The sequence below is a fragment of the Sphingomonas sp. Leaf357 genome (assembly GCF_001423845.1).
Lineage (GTDB): Bacteria > Pseudomonadota > Alphaproteobacteria > Sphingomonadales > Sphingomonadaceae > Sphingomonas.
The window spans coordinates 1,231,338-1,248,074 of record NZ_LMPM01000001.1; the positions used below are offsets into that span (position 1 = coordinate 1,231,338).

Annotated in this window: 17 protein-coding genes; 7 read left to right on the plus strand and 10 right to left on the minus strand. The window is 66.1% G+C overall.

Annotated features, from left to right (window positions below; genetic code table 11):
- Positions 1-28: 28 nt before the first annotated feature.
- Genes rutA through ASG11_RS05800 form a run of 7 tightly spaced genes read right to left on the minus strand, consistent with a single transcriptional unit; the run spans position 29 to position 6,247 of the window.
- Positions 29-1,105, minus strand: a complete 1,077-nt coding sequence (gene rutA, locus ASG11_RS05770) for a pyrimidine utilization protein A (RefSeq protein ID WP_055776329.1) — start codon at positions 1,103-1,105, stop codon at positions 29-31.
- Between the two features lie 5 nt (positions 1,106-1,110).
- On the minus strand, positions 1,111-1,896 hold the full coding sequence (rutD, locus tag ASG11_RS05775; protein ID WP_055776331.1) for a pyrimidine utilization protein D: 786 nt from the start codon (positions 1,894-1,896) through the stop codon (positions 1,111-1,113).
- Complete coding sequence (rutC, locus tag ASG11_RS05780) at positions 1,889-2,272, minus strand: pyrimidine utilization protein C (RefSeq protein WP_055776333.1); 384 nt, start codon at positions 2,270-2,272, stop codon at positions 1,889-1,891. The genes rutD and rutC overlap by 8 nt, the downstream gene beginning before the upstream one ends.
- A 43-nt stretch (positions 2,273-2,315) precedes the next feature.
- Positions 2,316-3,041: a pyrimidine utilization protein B gene (rutB, locus tag ASG11_RS05785; protein ID WP_055776335.1), complete on the minus strand. Its 726-nt coding sequence runs from the start codon at positions 3,039-3,041 to the stop codon at positions 2,316-2,318.
- Between the two features lie 58 nt (positions 3,042-3,099).
- Positions 3,100-3,936, minus strand: coding sequence for an oxygenase MpaB family protein (locus ASG11_RS05790; protein WP_055776337.1), 837 nt, complete (start codon positions 3,934-3,936; stop codon positions 3,100-3,102).
- Positions 3,933-5,477 carry an ABC transporter permease/substrate-binding protein gene (locus ASG11_RS05795; RefSeq protein ID WP_055776339.1) on the minus strand — a complete coding sequence of 515 codons (1,545 nt, stop codon included), beginning with the start codon at positions 5,475-5,477 and terminating at the stop codon, positions 3,933-3,935. Before ASG11_RS05795 ends, ASG11_RS05790 begins: the two co-directional genes overlap by 4 nt.
- Positions 5,474-6,247, minus strand: a complete 774-nt coding sequence (locus ASG11_RS05800) for an ATP-binding cassette domain-containing protein (RefSeq protein ID WP_055776341.1) — start codon at positions 6,245-6,247, stop codon at positions 5,474-5,476. Before ASG11_RS05800 ends, ASG11_RS05795 begins: the two co-directional genes overlap by 4 nt.
- Before the next feature lie 316 nt (positions 6,248-6,563).
- Here ASG11_RS05800 and ASG11_RS05805 point away from each other — a divergent pair, with 316 nt between their 5' ends.
- On the plus strand, positions 6,564-7,370 hold the full coding sequence (locus tag ASG11_RS05805; protein ID WP_055780375.1) for an SDR family oxidoreductase: 807 nt from the start codon (positions 6,564-6,566) through the stop codon (positions 7,368-7,370).
- 212 nt (positions 7,371-7,582) lie between these two features.
- On the opposite strand, the gene ASG11_RS05810 is transcribed toward ASG11_RS05805, so the two are convergent.
- A complete protein-coding gene (locus ASG11_RS05810; protein ID WP_055776343.1) occupies positions 7,583-7,876 on the minus strand; it encodes a 4a-hydroxytetrahydrobiopterin dehydratase in 294 nt (97 codons plus the stop codon).
- Positions 7,877-7,925: 49 nt separating this feature from the next.
- Here ASG11_RS05810 and ASG11_RS05815 point away from each other — a divergent pair, with 49 nt between their 5' ends.
- From ASG11_RS05815 to ASG11_RS05825, 3 genes are read left to right on the plus strand one after another with little or no spacing between them, the layout of a single operon-like run.
- Entirely contained in the window at positions 7,926-8,333 is a 408-nt protein-coding gene (locus ASG11_RS05815) for a metallopeptidase family protein (RefSeq protein WP_055776344.1), read from the plus strand.
- Complete coding sequence (gene ccmA, locus ASG11_RS05820) at positions 8,330-8,920, plus strand: heme ABC exporter ATP-binding protein CcmA (RefSeq protein ID WP_055776346.1); 591 nt, start codon at positions 8,330-8,332, stop codon at positions 8,918-8,920. The genes ASG11_RS05815 and ccmA overlap by 4 nt, the downstream gene beginning before the upstream one ends.
- A complete protein-coding gene (locus tag ASG11_RS05825) occupies positions 8,911-9,555 on the plus strand; it encodes a heme exporter protein CcmB (protein ID WP_055776348.1) in 645 nt (214 codons plus the stop codon). Before ccmA ends, ASG11_RS05825 begins: the two co-directional genes overlap by 10 nt.
- A 57-nt stretch (positions 9,556-9,612) precedes the next feature.
- On the opposite strand, the gene ASG11_RS05830 is transcribed toward ASG11_RS05825, so the two are convergent.
- Both ASG11_RS05830 and ASG11_RS05835 read right to left on the minus strand, forming a co-directional pair.
- Complete coding sequence (locus ASG11_RS05830) at positions 9,613-10,566, minus strand: alpha/beta hydrolase family esterase (protein WP_055776349.1); 954 nt, start codon at positions 10,564-10,566, stop codon at positions 9,613-9,615.
- Positions 10,567-10,582: 16 nt separating this feature from the next.
- Positions 10,583-10,882 carry a hypothetical protein gene (locus tag ASG11_RS05835; RefSeq protein WP_156363676.1) on the minus strand — a complete coding sequence of 100 codons (300 nt, stop codon included), beginning with the start codon at positions 10,880-10,882 and terminating at the stop codon, positions 10,583-10,585.
- A 188-nt stretch (positions 10,883-11,070) separates the two neighbouring features.
- Between ASG11_RS05835 and ASG11_RS05840 the strand changes: the two genes are divergently transcribed.
- The 3 genes from ASG11_RS05840 to ASG11_RS05850 all read left to right on the plus strand — a co-directional run bounded on the left by ASG11_RS05840 (position 11,071) and on the right by ASG11_RS05850 (position 16,689).
- Entirely contained in the window at positions 11,071-12,387 is a 1,317-nt protein-coding gene (locus tag ASG11_RS05840) for a spinster family MFS transporter (RefSeq protein ID WP_201781284.1), read from the plus strand.
- A 43-nt stretch (positions 12,388-12,430) separates the two neighbouring features.
- Positions 12,431-14,011, plus strand: coding sequence for an AMP-binding protein (locus tag ASG11_RS05845; RefSeq protein ID WP_055780378.1), 1,581 nt, complete (start codon positions 12,431-12,433; stop codon positions 14,009-14,011).
- Positions 14,012-14,454: 443 nt separating this feature from the next.
- Positions 14,455-16,689: a TonB-dependent receptor gene (locus ASG11_RS05850; protein ID WP_055776357.1), complete on the plus strand. Its 2,235-nt coding sequence runs from the start codon at positions 14,455-14,457 to the stop codon at positions 16,687-16,689.
- Positions 16,690-16,737 lie beyond the last annotated feature (48 nt).

Sequence of the window (16,737 nt, forward strand, 5' to 3'; positions counted from 1 at the left end):
AACGTCCTTCCGTCCTGACCGATCCGATTCAGGGGGCCGGCGCGATATGCTCGCGGCATTTCATCAGAGGCTGGATGCGTGTGCCGAACGTCTCGACGCCCGCGATGAAATCGTCGAAGGTCAGCAATACGCCGCCGGTATTGGGCACTGCCGCCATCTCGTCGAGCATCCGAGCGATGCTTTCGTAGGAACCGACCAGCGTGCCCATGTTGATGTTCACCGCGCCTTCCGGAGCAGCAAGCTGGCGGACGTTGGTGTCCTTGTTGTGCTTGTCGGCCGCCCCCTGATCGGCGAGCCACGCGATCGCATCGAGATCGACGCCGTCATTGTACGATTTCCATTTCGCCTGCGCTTCCTCGTCGGTTTCGGCGGCGATGATCATGACGAGCACGAAGATCGATACGTCGCGCCCGGTCTTGGCGGTGGCGGCGGCAAGCTTGTCGTTGTTGCCGGAAAAGGCGGTCGGGGTGTTGACGCCCTTGCCGAGGCAGAAGGCGTAATCGGCCCATTTCGCCGAGAAGGCGAGGCCTTCCTCGGACGACCCCGCGCAGATGATCTTCATGTCGCCGGTCGGCTGCGGCTTCACCCGGCAATCGTCCATCTGGTAGTAATCGCCCTTGAAGTCGCTCTCTCCGGTTTCCCACACCTCGCGCAGGATATGGGCATATTCGTCGAGCATCTTGTAGCGGTTGCGGAAATGCTCGTCGCCGGGCCACAAACCCATCTGGCTATATTCGGGGCGCTGCCAGCCGGTGATCAGGTTCAGCCCGAAGCGCCCATGGCTGATCGAGTCGATCGTGTTGCACATTCGTGCCGCGAAGGCCGGGGGGATGATGAGCGTGGGGCAGGTGGCGTAGATCCTGATGCGCTCGGTCACGGCGGCGAGGCCGGCCATCAGCGTGAAGCTTTCCAGGCCGTATTCCCAGAATTCGGTCTTGCCGCCGAAACCGCGCAGCTTGATCATCGACAAAAGGAAATCGAGCCCGTGCTTCTCCGCCGACAGAGCGATCTGCTTGTTCATGTCGAAGCTCGGCTTGTATTGCGGGGCATTCTCCGAAATCAGCCAGCCATTGTTGTTGATGGGCACGAAGACGCCGACCTGCATTGTGTTTAGCTCCCCAGAAAATCGATGATGTGGGCGTTGAAGGTGTCGGGATCGGTGACGTTGCAGGCGTGGCCGCCGATCGCCATCCGTGCCATGTCCGCGCCGCCCAGTTCCTCGGCCAGTCTTTCGCCGGCGAGCGCTGGGACGAGCATGTCGTCGTCGGCGATCAGCACCAGCACCGCGTCGGTGAGATCGCGCAACCGGCCGCGCACGTCGAATGCGGCGAGCGCGGCGATGCGGTTTTCCATCGTCGCCGCGCCGGGAAAGTCGGCGGTCTGATGCGGCAGTTCGGCGTCGAGCTCGGCGGTGTGCGTCGAGATCCAGTTGGCGGGATAGAGGAAGATCGGTTGCGCGCGGAGGAACGCCTCGACCCCGGCATGACGCAACAGGTTCAGCCGCGCCTCGAAGCAGCGCAGGAAGTGCGGATCGGCCTTGGCCCAGCCATTGACCACGACGAGCTTGTCAAGCCGTTCGGGAGCTTCGAGCGCGAGGGATAGTCCCGCGACGCCGCCCGCGGCATGGCCGACGATATGCGCGCGGTCGATTTCCAGCGCGTCCATCAGCGCGAGGATATCGTCGGCGAAATCATCGACCGTCACGCTCTCGGGCAAGGCGCGGTCGCTGCGTCCGGTGCCGCGATGGTCGTAGGTGATGACGTGGAAGCGTTCGGCCAGCGCGGGGAGGTTGGGTTTCCAGTAATTCGCCGAGCCGCCGAGACCCGAGGACAGGATAAGTGGCGGGGCGTCGGACGGTCCCTGTCGTTCGTAATAGAGTCCGGCCGCTTCAGCCAATGTGCGCGACCGAAGCGATCTCGACCAGGCAATCGGGCTTCACCAGATCGCATTTGATGCAATAGCGCGCCGGCTTCGCGCCGGGGAAATATTCGGCATAGACGCCGTTGAACGCAGCATAATCTTCCAGATTCTTCAGGAAGATGTGGTTCATCGCCACGTCCTCGAGTGTCGCGCCGCCGGCCTCGAGCGTGATCTTGATGACGTCTAGGATGTGGCGCGTCTGTGCGGCGGCGTCGCCGACATGCAGTACGGTGCCGCCCTCGCCGAGCGCCAGGACGCCGGAGACGTAGACCGTGTTGCCCGCCTTCGCACCGGCCGAATACGGCGCGATCGGGGTGGGGAATTGCGGTGGGTTTATGGGCGTGAATGGCATTGCGTTTCCTTGTTCCGATACGTTCGGGAGGCTGAGGCCAAGGTCACTCCGGCACCTGCCCGAACGAACCGCAGAAATCGGCGACCGTCGAGACCCAGCCGAAGAACTTCTCGATATTGTAGACCGTGGCTTCCTGCATCATGGGCGGCCCCAGATGGTGCGTGGCATCCTCCAGCATCACGCCGAAATATTCGAGATGGAAGCCGTCGCGCAGCGTGCTTTCGACGCAGACGTTGGTGGCGATGCCGACGAACACGATGTTGCGGATGCCACGCGACCTGAGCACGCTGTCGAGCTGGGAATTGAAGAACGCGGAATAGCGCGTCTTGTGGACGCGCAGGTCGCCCGGTCGCGGGGTCAGCGCATCGACGATCTCGTAATCCCATGTGCCGCGCGCGAGCAACTGGCCGTGCAGTTCGGGCCGCGCGCGCATCGTCTTCAGCGCGTTGGATTTGTACCAATTGGGCGAACCGGGGCCGCCAGCCTCGTCGTATTCCGCATCCCAGCCATTTTGCAGATAGACCACCTGCACCCCGGCCTTGCGCGCGGTGTCCAGCACGGTGCCGACCCGCTCGATCGCCGCCGCCGCGCCGGAAATATCGAAGCCCGCCAGATCGACATAGCCGCCCGGGCTCGCATAGGCGTTCTGCATGTCGATCACGACGACGGCCGTTTCCTCGGGCGCCATGCGCAGCGGTTCGGGCCGGGCCATCAGGGTAACGCCGGACCGGGCGGTATCCGCGCCCGCGGTGGTGACGGTTATTGTCATGAGGCAAGTCTGCTAGCGCGAGGCTGAGATCGCAAGCGCGAAAGCGCCGAATGGATGATCAGTCGTGGAATGCCCAGCGCAGCGTCTTGGCCAGCCCGAGCGTACCGGCCGCGACCAGGGGTCTGCGAAGCGTGGAGGCGTGGAGGCCGTGCATCTCGCGGGCCCAGCGCGGCAGCAGGTCGACCGCCGCCTGGAAGGTCATCGATTGGACCGGTTGCGCGGCGAGCTTCGGGGCGCGTTGCGACAAGACCAGGCGGGCGACTTCCCGGCTGCGTGCGTCGGCAATCAATTCGGGGCGCATTTCGGCGATGAGGGCGAGCGCTTCGGATTTGGTCGTGGGGACCGGATCGGCGCCGAGTTCGCGGGCGATCAGGGCGGTTTCGGCGAAATAGCGGTCCTGATCGGCAGCCGACATCGCCGGGTTGCCGTAGGTCAGCCAGGCGTCGAGGAAGCTCGTCATCTCGGTCACATGCACCCAGGCGAGCAGGCGCGGATCGTCGGCGCGGTAGGGGGTGCCGTCGGGCAATGTACCGGCGACGCGGGTGTGGATCGTCCGCACGCGATCGATCGCGGCTTGCGCATCCTCGCGCGCGCCGAACGTCGTGACGGCGATGAAGCGCGCCGTGCGCCGGAGTCGGCCGAGCATGTCGTGGCGGAACTCGCTATGGTCCCACACGCCGGCGAGCACCGCGGGGTGGAGCATCTGCAACAGCAGCGCCGCGACGCCGCCGACCATCATCGTCGTGACATCGCCGTGCACGGCCCAGGCGGCGGACTGCGGGCCGAACAGACCGTCGTCGCGGCGTTGCACGGGTTGTTCGCCTTTCGCGCGATCGTTGAACACCGCGCGCACCTCCCCGACGAGACGGCGTTTCAGGCGGGCGCGCAGGGTCATTCGGGGAGGCCGATCTTCTTTTCCAGCCAGCGCGCGGCCTGTTCCGGACTGGCCTTCCTATCGTCGCGATCGACCATGTAATTCGCCTCACGCATCGCCTCGACCGGGATACGGCCGATCAGCGGCGCGAGCGCGGCGGCGAAGCGGGCGTCTTTCGCGCGGTCGGGCGACAGCAAGAGGATCGCGTCATAGCCGGGGATCGCGCGGCGCGGGTCGGAGAGGACGGCGAGATGCTGTGCCGCGATCCGGCCGTCCGACGAGAAGGCGGAGATCACATCGGCCTGCTTGCTGTCGAGCGCGCGGTACATGAAGGTCGGGTTGTAGGCGTGCGCGGTCTTGAACTTCAGCGGATAGGCGCGGCGTACCGCCGCCCATTCGGGCCGTTCGAGAAATTCGAGATCGGCGGCGAAATTGAGGGCCGGTGCGGCCGCCACCAGATCGGCCAACGATGTGATGCCGCGCGTCTTCGCATCGTCGCCGCGCATCGCGAAGGCATAGGCATTCTCGAAGCCCAAAGCGCCGAGCAGCTTCACGCCCGACGTCTTCAGCGCCCAATCCGCGATCCCGCCGAGCATCGCCACGCGTTCCGGTACGTCGCTGCGGCGCATCTCGTTGGCCCAGATCGTGCCGGAATAATCGACATAGGCGTCGATATCGCCGCCTTTCAGTGCGCCGAACACCACCGCCGAGCCGAGGCCCTCGCGGTAGCGCACGCGGTATCCGGCGCGCTCCAGCCGGTGGCCGATCAGCCGGGCGAGGATATATTGTTCGGAGAACCCCTTGGCACCGATCGTAACGACCTTGTCGTCGCCGGCGCGCGGCCAGAGCGGAGCGAGCGCAAGCGCCACGCCCAGCCCGAGTATCGCGGCGGCGCTCCAGATCTGCGCCCGTCGGCGGTGGCGGATGCCGTGTTCGATGATGCCGAGGATGGCGTCCACCGCCAGTGCGAGCGCGGCGGCGCTGAGGCAACCGGCCAGAACCAGCGCCCAATTCTGCGTCTGCAATCCGGCGAAGATCATGTCGCCGAGGCTCGGCTGTCCCACCGTGGTGGAAAGCGTCGCCGCGCCGATCGTCCAGACGGCGGCCGTGCGAATGCCGGCCATCAAGACCGGCGCGACGAGCGGAGCCTCCACCAGCCGGAGCTTCTGCGCGGGCGTCATGCCGACGCCGTCCGCCGCTTCGATCACCGCCGGGTCGAGACCGGTCAGGCCGGTCACGCCGTTCCGCAGGATCGGCAGCAGCGCGTAGAGTGTCAGCGCGAGCAGCGAGGGCAGGAATCCCAAAGCGGGGATGCCGCCGCCGACGAGCGTCGAAAGCGACAGCAGCAGCGGGTAGAACAATGCCAGCAAGGCGAGTGAAGGGATCGTCTGGATCAGGCTGGCGAACCCCAGGGTCACGCGCGCGACATTGGAATGTCGCGCCGACCACACCGCCAGCGGCAGGCTGATGACCAGCCCGAGGATCAGTGCCGACCCCGCGACGAGCAGATGCGCGGCGAGCAGTTCCGGCACGCGGGTCATGGCTTCGAGGAAAGGGCTCATGCTTCCAGCGCCGCCAGCCGCCGGCTCTGTTCGCGCGGCACCGCGACCAGCGCATCCGCCGCCGCCCCGCCCTTGCCGGCGATCAGATCGCGCGGCGTGGCGTCGGCGACGATCCGGCCGCGCTCCATCACCAGCACGCGATCGGCGAGCAACAGCGCCTCAGCCATGTCGTGCGTCACCATGATCGTGGTGAGGCCGAGCCGGTCGTGCAGCGCCCGGATGCTGGTGCCCAATTGATCGCGCGTGACGGGGTCGAGCGCGCCGAACGGTTCGTCCATCAGCATCAGGCCGGGTTCGGTGGCGAGCGCGCGGGCGACGCCGACGCGCTGGCGCTGGCCGCCGGACAGGGCCGAGGGCATGCGTTTGGCGAAATCGGGCGGCAGATCGACCAGAACGAGCAATTCGGCCACCCGGTCGTCGGTGGCTTTTCCACCGGCGATGCGCAGGCCGATGGCGATATTCTCGGCGACGTTCATGTGCGGGAACAGGCCGATATTCTGAAAGACGTAGCCGATCCGGCGGCGTAGCGCGTGCGTCGAGGCGACAGTCACATCTTCGTTGCCGATCGTCACGGTGCCGGCGGTCGGATCGACCAGCCGGTTGATCGTCTTGAGCAAGGTGGACTTGCCCGATCCCGATGCGCCGACCAGCGCCACGAAGCTGCCGCCCGCGATCTCGACCGACACGTCGTCCACCGCGAGCGTTCCGCCCGGATAGGATTTGGTGACGCCGGTGAAGGCGACCGCTGGTCCGGGAGAATCCTGTGGCATCACACAGGGTTGTGGGGGAGGCGGTGGGCGGCGTCAAACGTGAAGCGTAGTGCTTCGTTCGATGAGCTTCCGGTCTCCTGAACTCGTTTCAGGATCCAGGCGCGGTCACTCGCCTCAAGGAGCCTGTCCGTCGGTCAGCTGACCGCGCCTGGATGCTGAAACAAGTTCAGCATGACGGCGTAGACGGGATTTGCGTTTGGTGTCCCGATGAAGGAGTATGGTTTGGGACCAGGCGGGACTCCTGAAAAACTACCTTGAACCACCGTCCATCGTGTCGCACACGGCGTTCAATCGAATAGACGGTATGGAGGTCGATATGACGGGCACAGCGCAGCAGGCGATCTTCATCACCGGTGGCGGATCGGGCATCGGGCGGGCGACGGCGCAAGTGTTCGCGGCGCGCGGTTGGCGGGTCGGGCTGGCCGACGTCAACGTCGCGGGTCTGGCCGAGACCGCGGCGCTGCTGCCCGCCGGCATGGCCAGCACGTACGAGATGGACGTGCGGGATCGCGATGCGTGGGTCGCGAGCCTCGACGCGTTCACCGCCACCAGCGGCGGGCGGCTCGACGTGCTGTTCAACAATGCCGGGATCGGCTCCGGCGGCCCGCTCGCCGAGACGGAGTTCGCCGAGATCGACCGGGTGATCGCGATCAATCTGGTCGGCGCGTTGAACGGCGCGCGGATCGGTTACGCCTATCTCGCACGGACGCCGGGATCCTGCCTGCTCAATACCGCGAGCGCCTCGGCAATCTACGGTTCGTCCGGACTCGTGCCCTATTCCGCGACCAAGTTCGGCGTGCGCGCGATGACCGAGGCGCTGGACGGCGAATGGGCCGCGGTGGGCATCAAGGTGCGCGACATCATTCCCGGCTTCATCGATACGCCGTTGCTGACCCGCCCGGTCGGTGGATCGAACCGGTCGATCCGCGAGACGGTGACGGGGGCGGGCCTGGAATTGACCTCGGCCGAAGATGTCGCGCTGGCCGCCTGGGCGGCGGTGCATGGCGACAAGCTCCACACCTATGTCGGCAAGACCGCGCACCGCATGGCGTTCGCCGCGCGCTGGATGCCGGGGAAATTGCGCAAGATGATGAAGCGGGGGATCGGCACGCAAGCGGGGTAGTTCTCCCACCTTCCGCCGTCATCCCGGCGCAGGCTGGGAGCTTTATGGGGCTGGCCGGTCGCGCGCCTCCATAAGATCCCAGCCTGCGCCGACATGACGCGGGGTGGGAGCGGGATCCAACCCGTTCGCGCTGAGCCTGTCGAAGCCCAAGCGAAGCGCCTACCCTTTGGCAGGCTCACGGCGAACGGGGTTTGGTCTCTTGGCTCGTGATATCAATCGACCAGAGCGTCGATTGCCTCGGCCATGTCGACATCGCGGTGCGACAGGCCGCCCGCGTCGTGCGTGGTGAGCAGGATGTCCACCCGGTTCCACACGTTCGACCATTCGGGATGGTGGTCCGCTTTCTCGGCCAGAAGCGCGACCCGCGCCATGAAGCCGAAGGCTTCGCTGAAATCGGCGAAGGTGATCGTGCGGGTGATCGCGTCGCGGGCCTCGTCGTAATCCCACTCGTCCAGCGCATCCAGCGCCTCGGCGCGCTCGGCCTCGCTCAGCGGTTCGATGGCCATGCTTCCCTCCTGCTGGCGCGGCGCGCGCCTTCGCCGTATGGCTAGGGCCATGGCCGCGCCCGATCAACCGTTCACCGCCCCGGATGCGCAGGCGATCGAGGAAATCGCGCTCGCCACGCTGGAGGGATTGCCGGAAGCATTCCGCGCGCACCTGGGCGAGGTGGTGCTGATCGTCGAGGATTATGCCGACGACGAGACTCTGGCGGCGCTCGGTATCGAGCATCCGCTCGATTTGAGCGGGGTGTATCACGGCCGCCCGGTCGGCGAGAAATCCTCGAGCGATTCCGGCGCGGTGCCGGATCGCATCCACCTCTATCGCCGCGCGATCCTGGAGGAATGGATCGAGACCGGGGTGAGCCTCGACGATCTCGTCGCGCATGTCATGATCCACGAGATCGGCCACCATTTCGGTCTTTCGGACGATGATATGCACGCGCTGGAGGATGCGGTCGCTTGAGCGCCGCGCTCGCGTTCGATGGCGTGACGTGCGCGCGGGGCGGGCGGGTCTTGTTCGCCGATCTGTCCTTCACGCTGGCACCGGGCGGGGCGGCCCTGGTGGTCGGGCCGAACGGGGTGGGCAAATCGAGCCTGGTGCGTCTTGCTGCGGGATTGCTGCGCCCGATGCGCGGCGCGATCAGCGCGAGAGGGGCGCGTGCCCTGCTGGGAGAGGCGAGTGCGCTCGATCCGGAACTGCCGCTGGTACGCGCGCTCGGCTTCTGGGCGCGGATCGACGGGCGGGCGGATATGATCGAGGAGGCGCTGGCAGCATTCGATCTGAGTGCGCTTGCCAATGTGCCGATGCGATTGCTCTCGACCGGGCAGCGCAGACGCGCCGGACTCGCGCGGATCGTAACGAGCGGTGCGGATCTGTGGCTGCTGGACGAGCCGGCCAACGGGCTGGACGCCGGCGCAGTGGCGATGCTGGAGGCGGCGATCATCGTGCACCGCGCGCGCGGCGGCATCGCGCTCGTCGCGACGCACACGCCGATCGCGATCCATGCTGCGCAGCATATCGACCTTGGAGCGTCGTCGTCATGGGGATGACGGTCGCCCTGATCGCGCGCGACGTGCGCCGCGCCTGGGCCGGTGGCGGGGTGACGCTCGTGGTGGCGTTCTTCCTGCTCGCGACGATCCTGTTTCCCTTCGCGATCGGGCCGGACGCGGCGCTGCTGGCACGGGTCGGCGGCGGGGTGATCTGGGCCGCCGCCTTGCTCGCGGCGCTGTTGCCGGTCGAACGGCTGGTTGCGCCCGATGCGGATGCCGGCGTGCTGGATCAGTTCGTCGTGCGCGGCGTCGGCATGACGAGCGTCGCGACGGCGAAGATCGTGGCGCATTGGTTGGGTTTCGGCCCGCCGCTGATGCTGGCGGCGGTGGCGGCGGCGGGGTTGCTCGATCTGTCCGGCGCGACGTTGCTGGCGGTCGAGATCGGGCTGCTGATCGGCACCCCGGGGCTGGCGGCGCTGGCGGTGGCGACCTCCGCCCTGGTTGCCGGGGTGCGCGGCGCGGGCGCGGTGGCGGGGCTGGTGATGCTGCCGCTCGCCGTGCCGCTGCTGATTTTCGGCGCGGGCTCGATCGAGGGCGGGGCGGGGGCGGTCAAGCTGCTCGCGGCGGTCAGCCTGTTGCTGCTGGCGGGCGCGCCGTTCGTGGCGGGTGCGGCGATGCGCGCGGCGCTGGACTAGGCCGGCGACGTCCCCGTCCGCGACCCGCGGCCGCGAACGGGGACGGGCGTCATCGGATCACAGGTTGAACACGTTCTGCCAGATGTAGCTGGCGACATCGATCGGCGCGACATAGTCGCCGGTATAGCCCAGGCCGACATAATTGCTGTACAGCACGTGCTTGCCGCCGATCACCGTGACCAGGCCTTGACGCACGCCGCCGTCGCACGTGCGATATTCTTCCACGCGGACGTCGGGCAGAAGCTGGGTCCGGGTCAGATCGTCGCTGCAATGGGCGATCCGCTTCCACTCGGCCAAGCTTTCGCGCGCACCCTGCACGCCCAGGGGCACGCCGGCGGTGTCGTCCGGCAGTGGCGGCAGCGATGACGATCCGCCGTAATAGGAAATGGTCGCATCGCCGGTGGCGGCGATCTCGGTCACGCCGATCGGCTTGGCCGGGCGGCAGGTGTTGGTGTTGAGCGGGAAGGAGACGGAGGCGGCGGCGCGGACCAGATCGGCCGCCTCGCACGCCATGCGCTGCGCCATGCCGCCGCCATTGGAGATGCCGGTGACGAATACGCGCGTATCGTCGATATTGGCGCGGCCCTTCATCGCGACGATCACCGAGCGCAGGAAGCCGACATCGTCCACGTTCGCGGCGTCGCCAACTGCGCAGCAGCCATAAGCGTTCCAGCTGAGCGCGATGCCGTCCGGCCATACGGCGATGAAGCCGCGCTGGTCGGATTGCTGCAATTGCCCGGAATACTTGCGCTCATCGGCGGCGTAGCTGGTGAAGCCGTGCAGATCGAGCAGCAGCGGCACGGCGGTGGTGCCGGTATAGCTGACCGGCACGTGGATCAGGTAGGACCGCGGGAGGCCGCCCGATAGCGTGACGATGCGATAATCGCCGGGTTTCAGGCAGTTTGTCGCACACGGCGCGGCCTGTGCGGTGCCGGTGACGGTCAGGATGGCGATCAGCAGTGCAAGCAGTTGCAGGATGCGTCGCATGATCTTGCTCGTATCGTGAGTCATCGTTCCTCTCCTCTTGTTATGGTTTGGGTGGCGGCGGGGGCAGCGGCGTGAGGCCGCCATCGTCGCGCAGTTCCGGCGGCAAGGGCGGATCAGTGAAGGTCTTGCGCGGCGTCATGCGGATCGGCTGGGCGACGGTCGGTGTCGGGCGCGGAATGGGGGATGGCGCGGCGCGCGGGGCAGGGCGCTGCGCGGCGGGAACGACCTTCACGACGTCGGATTTTTGCGAGTCGTGGGCGTGCGGCGAACAGGCGGCGAGCAGCAGCGGCATGGCGTAAAAGCCCTGCAGCGTGACCGGAAATCGGCGCAATACGCTCATCCATCGCTCTCCCATTCGCGGCCGGTTGGTCCGGCTCGCTGTTACGGCGATATCAGATCGGAATGATATTCACTAGATAATTAGTGAACGTTGACAGATGCCCCGCGTCGGTGCCATGCAGAGCCTGCACACGCCGTCAGAGCGTAGAGGTCATCTTCAGGGGGCAGGATCGTATGACGAGCGAAGCGATGGCGGGCGATACGGCCCGGCGCGACCCCGCCACGGGACGCGACAAGAGCAGCTACAAATGGGTCGTGCTGGCCATCCTGTGCTTCGTCTATGTGCTGAACTTCCTCGACCGGCAACTGCTGTCGATCCTCGCCAAGCCGATCCAGGACGATCTGCACGTCACCGACGGGCAACTCGGGCGGTTGGGCGGACTGTATTTCGCGGTCTTCTATTGCTTCATTTCGATCCCCGTCGCGTGGATGGCGGATCGCGGCAACCGGGTGCGTGTATTGAGCATCGCCTGCGCGTTGTGGAGCGCGGCGACGATCGCCTGCGGCCTGGCGGCGAGCTATCCGCAACTGGTGATGGCGCGTATGGCGGTCGGCGTCGGCGAGGCGGGGGGCGTGCCGCCATCCTATTCGATCATCTCGGACTATTTCGCGATCGACCAGCGCGGTCGCGCGCTCGGGCTGTTCAACCTCGGGCCGCCGATCGGGCAGGCGCTGGGCGTCGCGTTCGGCGCGACGATCGCCGCGCGCTACGATTGGCGGACCGCGTTCGTGTCGCTCGGCATCGTCGGGATCTTCGCGGCCGTCGCGGTGTGGCTGATCGTGCGCGAACCGAAGCGCGGGGCGAGCGATCCGGCGCCGTCCCATGTGCCGTCGGTCGATGAGGAGAAGGTGCGCTTCGGCCAGGCGGCGCGGGCCTTCTTCACCCGACCGATCCTGATCCTCGTCGCGCTGGCATCGGGCGCAACGCAGTTCGTCACTTATGCCACGCTCAACTTCACCACTTTGTTCCTGATGCGCGAAAAGGGCATGACGCTGGGCGAGGTCGCGATCTGGTATGCGCTGCTGCTCGGGATCGCGGTGAGCACCGGAATCTATTTCTCGGGCTGGCTGCTCGATCGGCTGACCTCGAAGACGCGGACCGCCTATGCGCTGATCCCGGCGGTGGGTCTCGCGCTGGCGGTGCCGTTCTTCATCGGCTTCGTCCACGCGCCGACCTGGCCGATCGCGATGCTGTTCCTCGCCGGACCGACCTTCCTGAATTACTTCTATCTCTCGCCGGCGGTGGCGTTGGTGCAGAATTCGGTGCCCGCGAACCAACGGACTTTGGCCGGCGCGCTGCTGCTGCTGGTGATGAACCTGATCGGTCTCGGCTTCGGTCCGACCTGGCTGGGCGCGGCGAGCGACTGGTTCCGCGCCGGCCATCCGGGCAATCCGCTGCAACTCGCCTTCTACACCCTGGTGCCCTTCTACATCCTGGCCATCATCCTATTCCTCGTTCTCGCTCGCGCCCTGCGCCGTGAGGATGCTTCCGGAGACTTCGCATGAAAATCCTACGCCGGTTGCCGGCTCGTTGCGCGGTGAACTGACGATGCAACCGTACGCGCTGACACTCGACAAGTTCATCGATCACGCCGCGAAATGGCATCCGCAGACCGAAGTGGTCACCGGCGGCGGCGCGGGCGCGCCCGCCGGACGGGTGGATTATGCTGCACTCCGCGAGCGCAGCAAATTGCTGTCCGGTGCGTTCGCCGCGCTCGGCCTGACGCTCGGCGATCGGATCGCGACGCTCGCCTGGAACAGTCAGGCGCATATGGAATGCTGGTATGCGGCACTCGGTATTGGTGTCGTGTGCCATACGCTCAATCCGCGCATCGGAGCGGAGCAGCTTGGCGCGATGGTGCGCCAGGCGGAGGATCGCGTGCTGGCGATCAGCCCGGATCAGGCGGCGCTCGCCGACGAACTGGTCGCGGCCTGCCCGAGCATCGCCCATGTGCTGGTGCTGGACGAACCGGGTGGCGCGGAGATGGCCCCGCCGGTGGCAGGCCGCGCGCGCGTCTGGATGCAGCAGGAATTGATCGACACGCTTGGGGCCGATGCGGCCTGGGGCGGGTTCGACGAGAATGCCGAGGCTGGTTTGTGCTTCACCTCCGGTACCACCGGTGCTCCGAAGGGCGTCACCTACACGCACCGTTCGAACTATCTGATGACGCTGAACGTGCTGCAGGCCGACATGATGGCACTCGGCGCGCGCGACGTCGTGCTGGCCGCGGTGCCCATGTTCCATGCCAATGGCTGGGGACTGCCTTTCGCCGCGCCGGCGGTGGGGGCGCGGTTCGTGTTGCCGGGGCGGCACAATGACGGCGCGAGCCTGGCCGAACTGATCGCGCGCGAGAAGGTGACGATCGCGATCGGAGTCGCGACGGTATGGCTCGCCCTGATCGATCATCTCGACGCGACCGGCGGCGAACTGCCCTCGCTCGAGCGCGTGCTGCTCGGCGGATCGCCGGTGCCGCAGGCGTTGATGGACCGGATCGAACGGCGTCTCGGCGTCACCGCGCAGACGAGTTGGGGGATGACCGAATTGTCGCCGATCGGCACCGTCGCGTCGGCCAGCGCGGAGCCCCGCCTGTCGGGCAAATCGGGCCGCCCGCCGGTCGGGGTCGATCTGCGCGTCGCCGATGCCGAAGGGGCGGCGCTGGCGAAACAGCGGGGTGTCGAGGGGCGGTTGCAGGTCAAGGGTGCGAGCGTGGTCGAGCGCTATTTCGGGCATGACGAACCGGCGACCGATGCGGAGGGATGGTTCGACACCGGCGACCTCGCGATCATCGACGGTGACGGCAACCTCGCGATCACCGGACGATCCAAGGATCTGATCAAGTCGGGCGGCGAATGGATCAACCCCGGCGAGATCGAGGCGATCGTCGGCGCGTTGCCGGCGGTCGGACTCGTCGCGGTGGTCGGACGCGTGCACGCGAAATGGGGTGAGCGTCCGGTGCTCGTGATGGAGGAACGGCAGAACCAGTCGATCAGCGACGCCGAATTGTCGGATGCGCTCGACGGCCGGGTACCGCGCTGGTGGATGCCCGACGAGATCATCCGGGTCGCGCGCATGCCGCTCGCCTTCACCGGCAAGATCGACAAGAAAGCCCTGCGCGCGGAGTTCGGCTGAGGCCGGCAAGATCCGATACGGCACATCGATTGCAGCCTTGCGAGAAATGTCCGTCATTCCCGCGTAGGCGGGAATTCAGACTGGCTTGCGTCTCGTTTTCGAAACGGCGTCGAAGCCCGTGAATTCCCGCCTTTGCGGGGACGGCTTCAAATAGAATCGTCGTGCTGAGCCTGGCGAGGCACATGTCCCACAATCTCCGGCTGCGCTTGGAACATGTCCTTCGACAGGCTCACGAGGAACGGAAAGGGGATGGTTCAACCTCACGTCATCAGCCCCTTGAAGGAAGAAATCGCCAAGCGATGCCCAAAAAGGAGGTGAATTGTGGCTCCGCCGCCACACCTCTACATAATCCTGATTATAAAATGAATGAATGTTGACGCGGCGGTGGTTTGCTGTATCTCCAGCATCACGCACCCAAGAGTGCGACACTTTGGGAGGGTTCCATGAAGACGGGTTTCTGGCTGTCCGTATCGGCTGCCGCATTGATCAGCGCCGGCATGACCAGCGGCGCGGCCTACGCACAAAATGCACCGACGACCGACCCTGCCGCAGCGGCGACGGGCGGCGACGACCTGTCGCAGGAAATCGTCGTCACCGCCGAGCGGCGCTCGACCAGCCTGCAGCGCACCGGCGTCGCGGCGAGCGTGCTGACCGGCGAGGATATCGTGCGCAAGAGCATCAGCACGGTCGAGCAGCTTCAGTTCGCCACGCCCTCGCTGACCGTCAATACGTCGGGCCAGGCCAACAGCTTCAACATCCGCGGTATCGGCAAGACCGAGATTACCAGCTCGGTCGGCGTCGGCGTCGTCACGTATCGCGACGGCGTCGCGACCTTCCCGGGATATTTCCAGACCGAGCCCTATTACGATCTCGCCTCGGTCGAGGTTCTGCGCGGACCGCAGGGCACCTTCGCCGGCGGTAACGCGACCGGTGGCGCGGTGTTCATCACCGAGACCAACCCTTCGTTCGATCGCGTGAAGGGCTATGCCCTGGCGCAATACGGCAATTACAACGATGCCAAGGTTCAGGGCGCGATCAACCTGCCGATCAGCGACACGCTGGCGCTGCGTTTTGCCGGTAATTACGAACGCCGCGACACCTTCTTCAAGGTGACCGGGCCGTGGACCGGCAATCCGGGCGACCTGGATGCGATCAGCGGGCGTGCGAGCCTGTTGTGGCAGCCCGACACGCATCTGCGCGTGCTGATCAAGGGCGATTACAACAAGATCAATTATGGCGGTTTCCCGAATACGCCGGCCTATTTCGGCACGGCGGCGGCACCGATCCTGAACACCAGCGATCCGTTCTTCGTCACCAGCAATGCGCCGCTGTCCGGCCAGGACGAGTTCGGGCGCATCTCGGCGAACGTCAGCTATACGTTCGACAGCGGCCTGACGCTGCGGTCGATCACCGGCTATCAGAAGGGAACGACGCAGGAGGAACTGGATGCGGACGGCACCAGCACCGCGAGCAACACGTTCCAGGACTTCGCCAACGAGAAGATCTTCTCGCAGGAGCTGAACATCGTGTCGCCCGATACCGGCCGGTTCACCTGGCTGGTCGGCGGCTACTACCAATACGACAAATATGATTTCCCGGTCGGCAACGGGTACGTGTCGATCGCGACGACCGGCGCGCTGCGTTCGCTGCGCATCGAAGGCACCAACCCGCACACCGCGCTCGCCGCGTTCGGCCAGGTCGGCTACAAGCTGACCGACGCTCTGCAGCTCACCGTCGGCGGCCGCTGGTCGCGCACGACCTCGCGCAACGACGTGAACTATCCGATCCTGCTCAATTTCGGGGGGCCGACGAACGTCCCCGTGACGCTGACGCAGCACGATTTCAACGCCAACAAGAATGTCGATGGCAAGGTCGCGCTGAACTGGACGGTCGATCCGAACAACTTCTTCTACGCCTTCGTCGCCACCGGCACGAAAGCGGGCGGGCTGAACGGTGCCAATCTGTTCGGGGCGACGCCGCGTGGGTTCGTGCCGGAGAAGGTGACGGACTACGAACTGGGCTACAAGGGCACGCTGTTCGACGGCCATCTGCGCACGCAGATCGGCGGCTATTACAACCATTACAAGAATTTCCAGGTCACGATCGTCGATCCGGCCACGCCGAACTACACGTCGATCTTCAACGTGCCCAACGCGACCAAGCTCTACGGCCTCGAAGCCTCGGCGCAGGGATCGTTCGACCGTTTCCAGTTCGATTTCTCGACCTCGATCTCGCATTCCGAAGTCGGACAGTTCTTCGCCCGCGATCCGCGGCTTGGGACGACCGGCACCTGCGATCCCGTGACCGGTCCGGCGTCGGCGTCTGGCTGTATCGATCTGGGTGGTCGACGCCAGAGCTACTCGCCGCAGTTCACGCTGAGTGCGGGCGCTCAATATGCGATCCCCGTCCGCGACGGCGTCACGCTCACGCCGCGGGTTGATTTCGCGCATATCTCGGCGGTCTGGGGCACGCTGTTCCAGAAGCCGCAGCTCGGCGACTATCTGGGCGAGCGCAACATCCTGAACGCGCAGCTGACGCTGGCGATGCGCGGCGACTGGTCGATCGCGGGGTACGGCACCAACCTGACCGACCAGCATTATATCGGTTCGCTGAATGGTATCCGTCGCCTGGCGGCGGCACCGCGCCAGTACGGCATCCGCGTGACCAAGACCTTCTGATCCGATCGGGCGTGTCGGACGGCGTGATCGCCGCCCGACACGCCCGGA

Bases quoted from the DNA above. Each gene is read 5' to 3' on its own strand.
- ASG11_RS05800 (WP_055776341.1), bottom strand. From the start codon at position 6,247: ATGCCACAGGATTCTCCCGGACCAGCGGTCGCCTTCACCGGCGTCACC.
- ASG11_RS05805 (WP_055780375.1), top strand. From the start codon at position 6,564: ATGACGGGCACAGCGCAGCAGGCGATCTTCATCACCGGTGGCGGATCG.
- ASG11_RS05850 (WP_055776357.1), top strand. From the start codon at position 14,455: ATGAAGACGGGTTTCTGGCTGTCCGTATCGGCTGCCGCATTGATCAGC.
- ASG11_RS05810 (WP_055776343.1), bottom strand. From the start codon at position 7,876: ATGGCCATCGAACCGCTGAGCGAGGCCGAGCGCGCCGAGGCGCTGGAT.
- ASG11_RS05835 (WP_156363676.1), bottom strand. From the start codon at position 10,882: ATGAGCGTATTGCGCCGATTTCCGGTCACGCTGCAGGGCTTTTACGCC.
- rutB (WP_055776335.1), bottom strand. From the start codon at position 3,041: ATGACAATAACCGTCACCACCGCGGGCGCGGATACCGCCCGGTCCGGC.
- rutA (WP_055776329.1), bottom strand. From the start codon at position 1,105: ATGCAGGTCGGCGTCTTCGTGCCCATCAACAACAATGGCTGGCTGATT.
- ASG11_RS05815 (WP_055776344.1), top strand. From the start codon at position 7,926: ATGGCCGCGCCCGATCAACCGTTCACCGCCCCGGATGCGCAGGCGATC.
- ASG11_RS05830 (WP_055776349.1), bottom strand. From the start codon at position 10,566: ATGACTCACGATACGAGCAAGATCATGCGACGCATCCTGCAACTGCTT.
- rutC (WP_055776333.1), bottom strand. From the start codon at position 2,272: ATGCCATTCACGCCCATAAACCCACCGCAATTCCCCACCCCGATCGCG.
- ASG11_RS05825 (WP_055776348.1), top strand. From the start codon at position 8,911: ATGGGGATGACGGTCGCCCTGATCGCGCGCGACGTGCGCCGCGCCTGG.
- ASG11_RS05790 (WP_055776337.1), bottom strand. From the start codon at position 3,936: ATGACCCTGCGCGCCCGCCTGAAACGCCGTCTCGTCGGGGAGGTGCGC.
- ASG11_RS05845 (WP_055780378.1), top strand. From the start codon at position 12,431: ATGCAACCGTACGCGCTGACACTCGACAAGTTCATCGATCACGCCGCG.
- ASG11_RS05840 (WP_201781284.1), top strand. From the start codon at position 11,071: ATGGCGGGCGATACGGCCCGGCGCGACCCCGCCACGGGACGCGACAAG.
- ASG11_RS05795 (WP_055776339.1), bottom strand. From the start codon at position 5,477: ATGAGCCCTTTCCTCGAAGCCATGACCCGCGTGCCGGAACTGCTCGCC.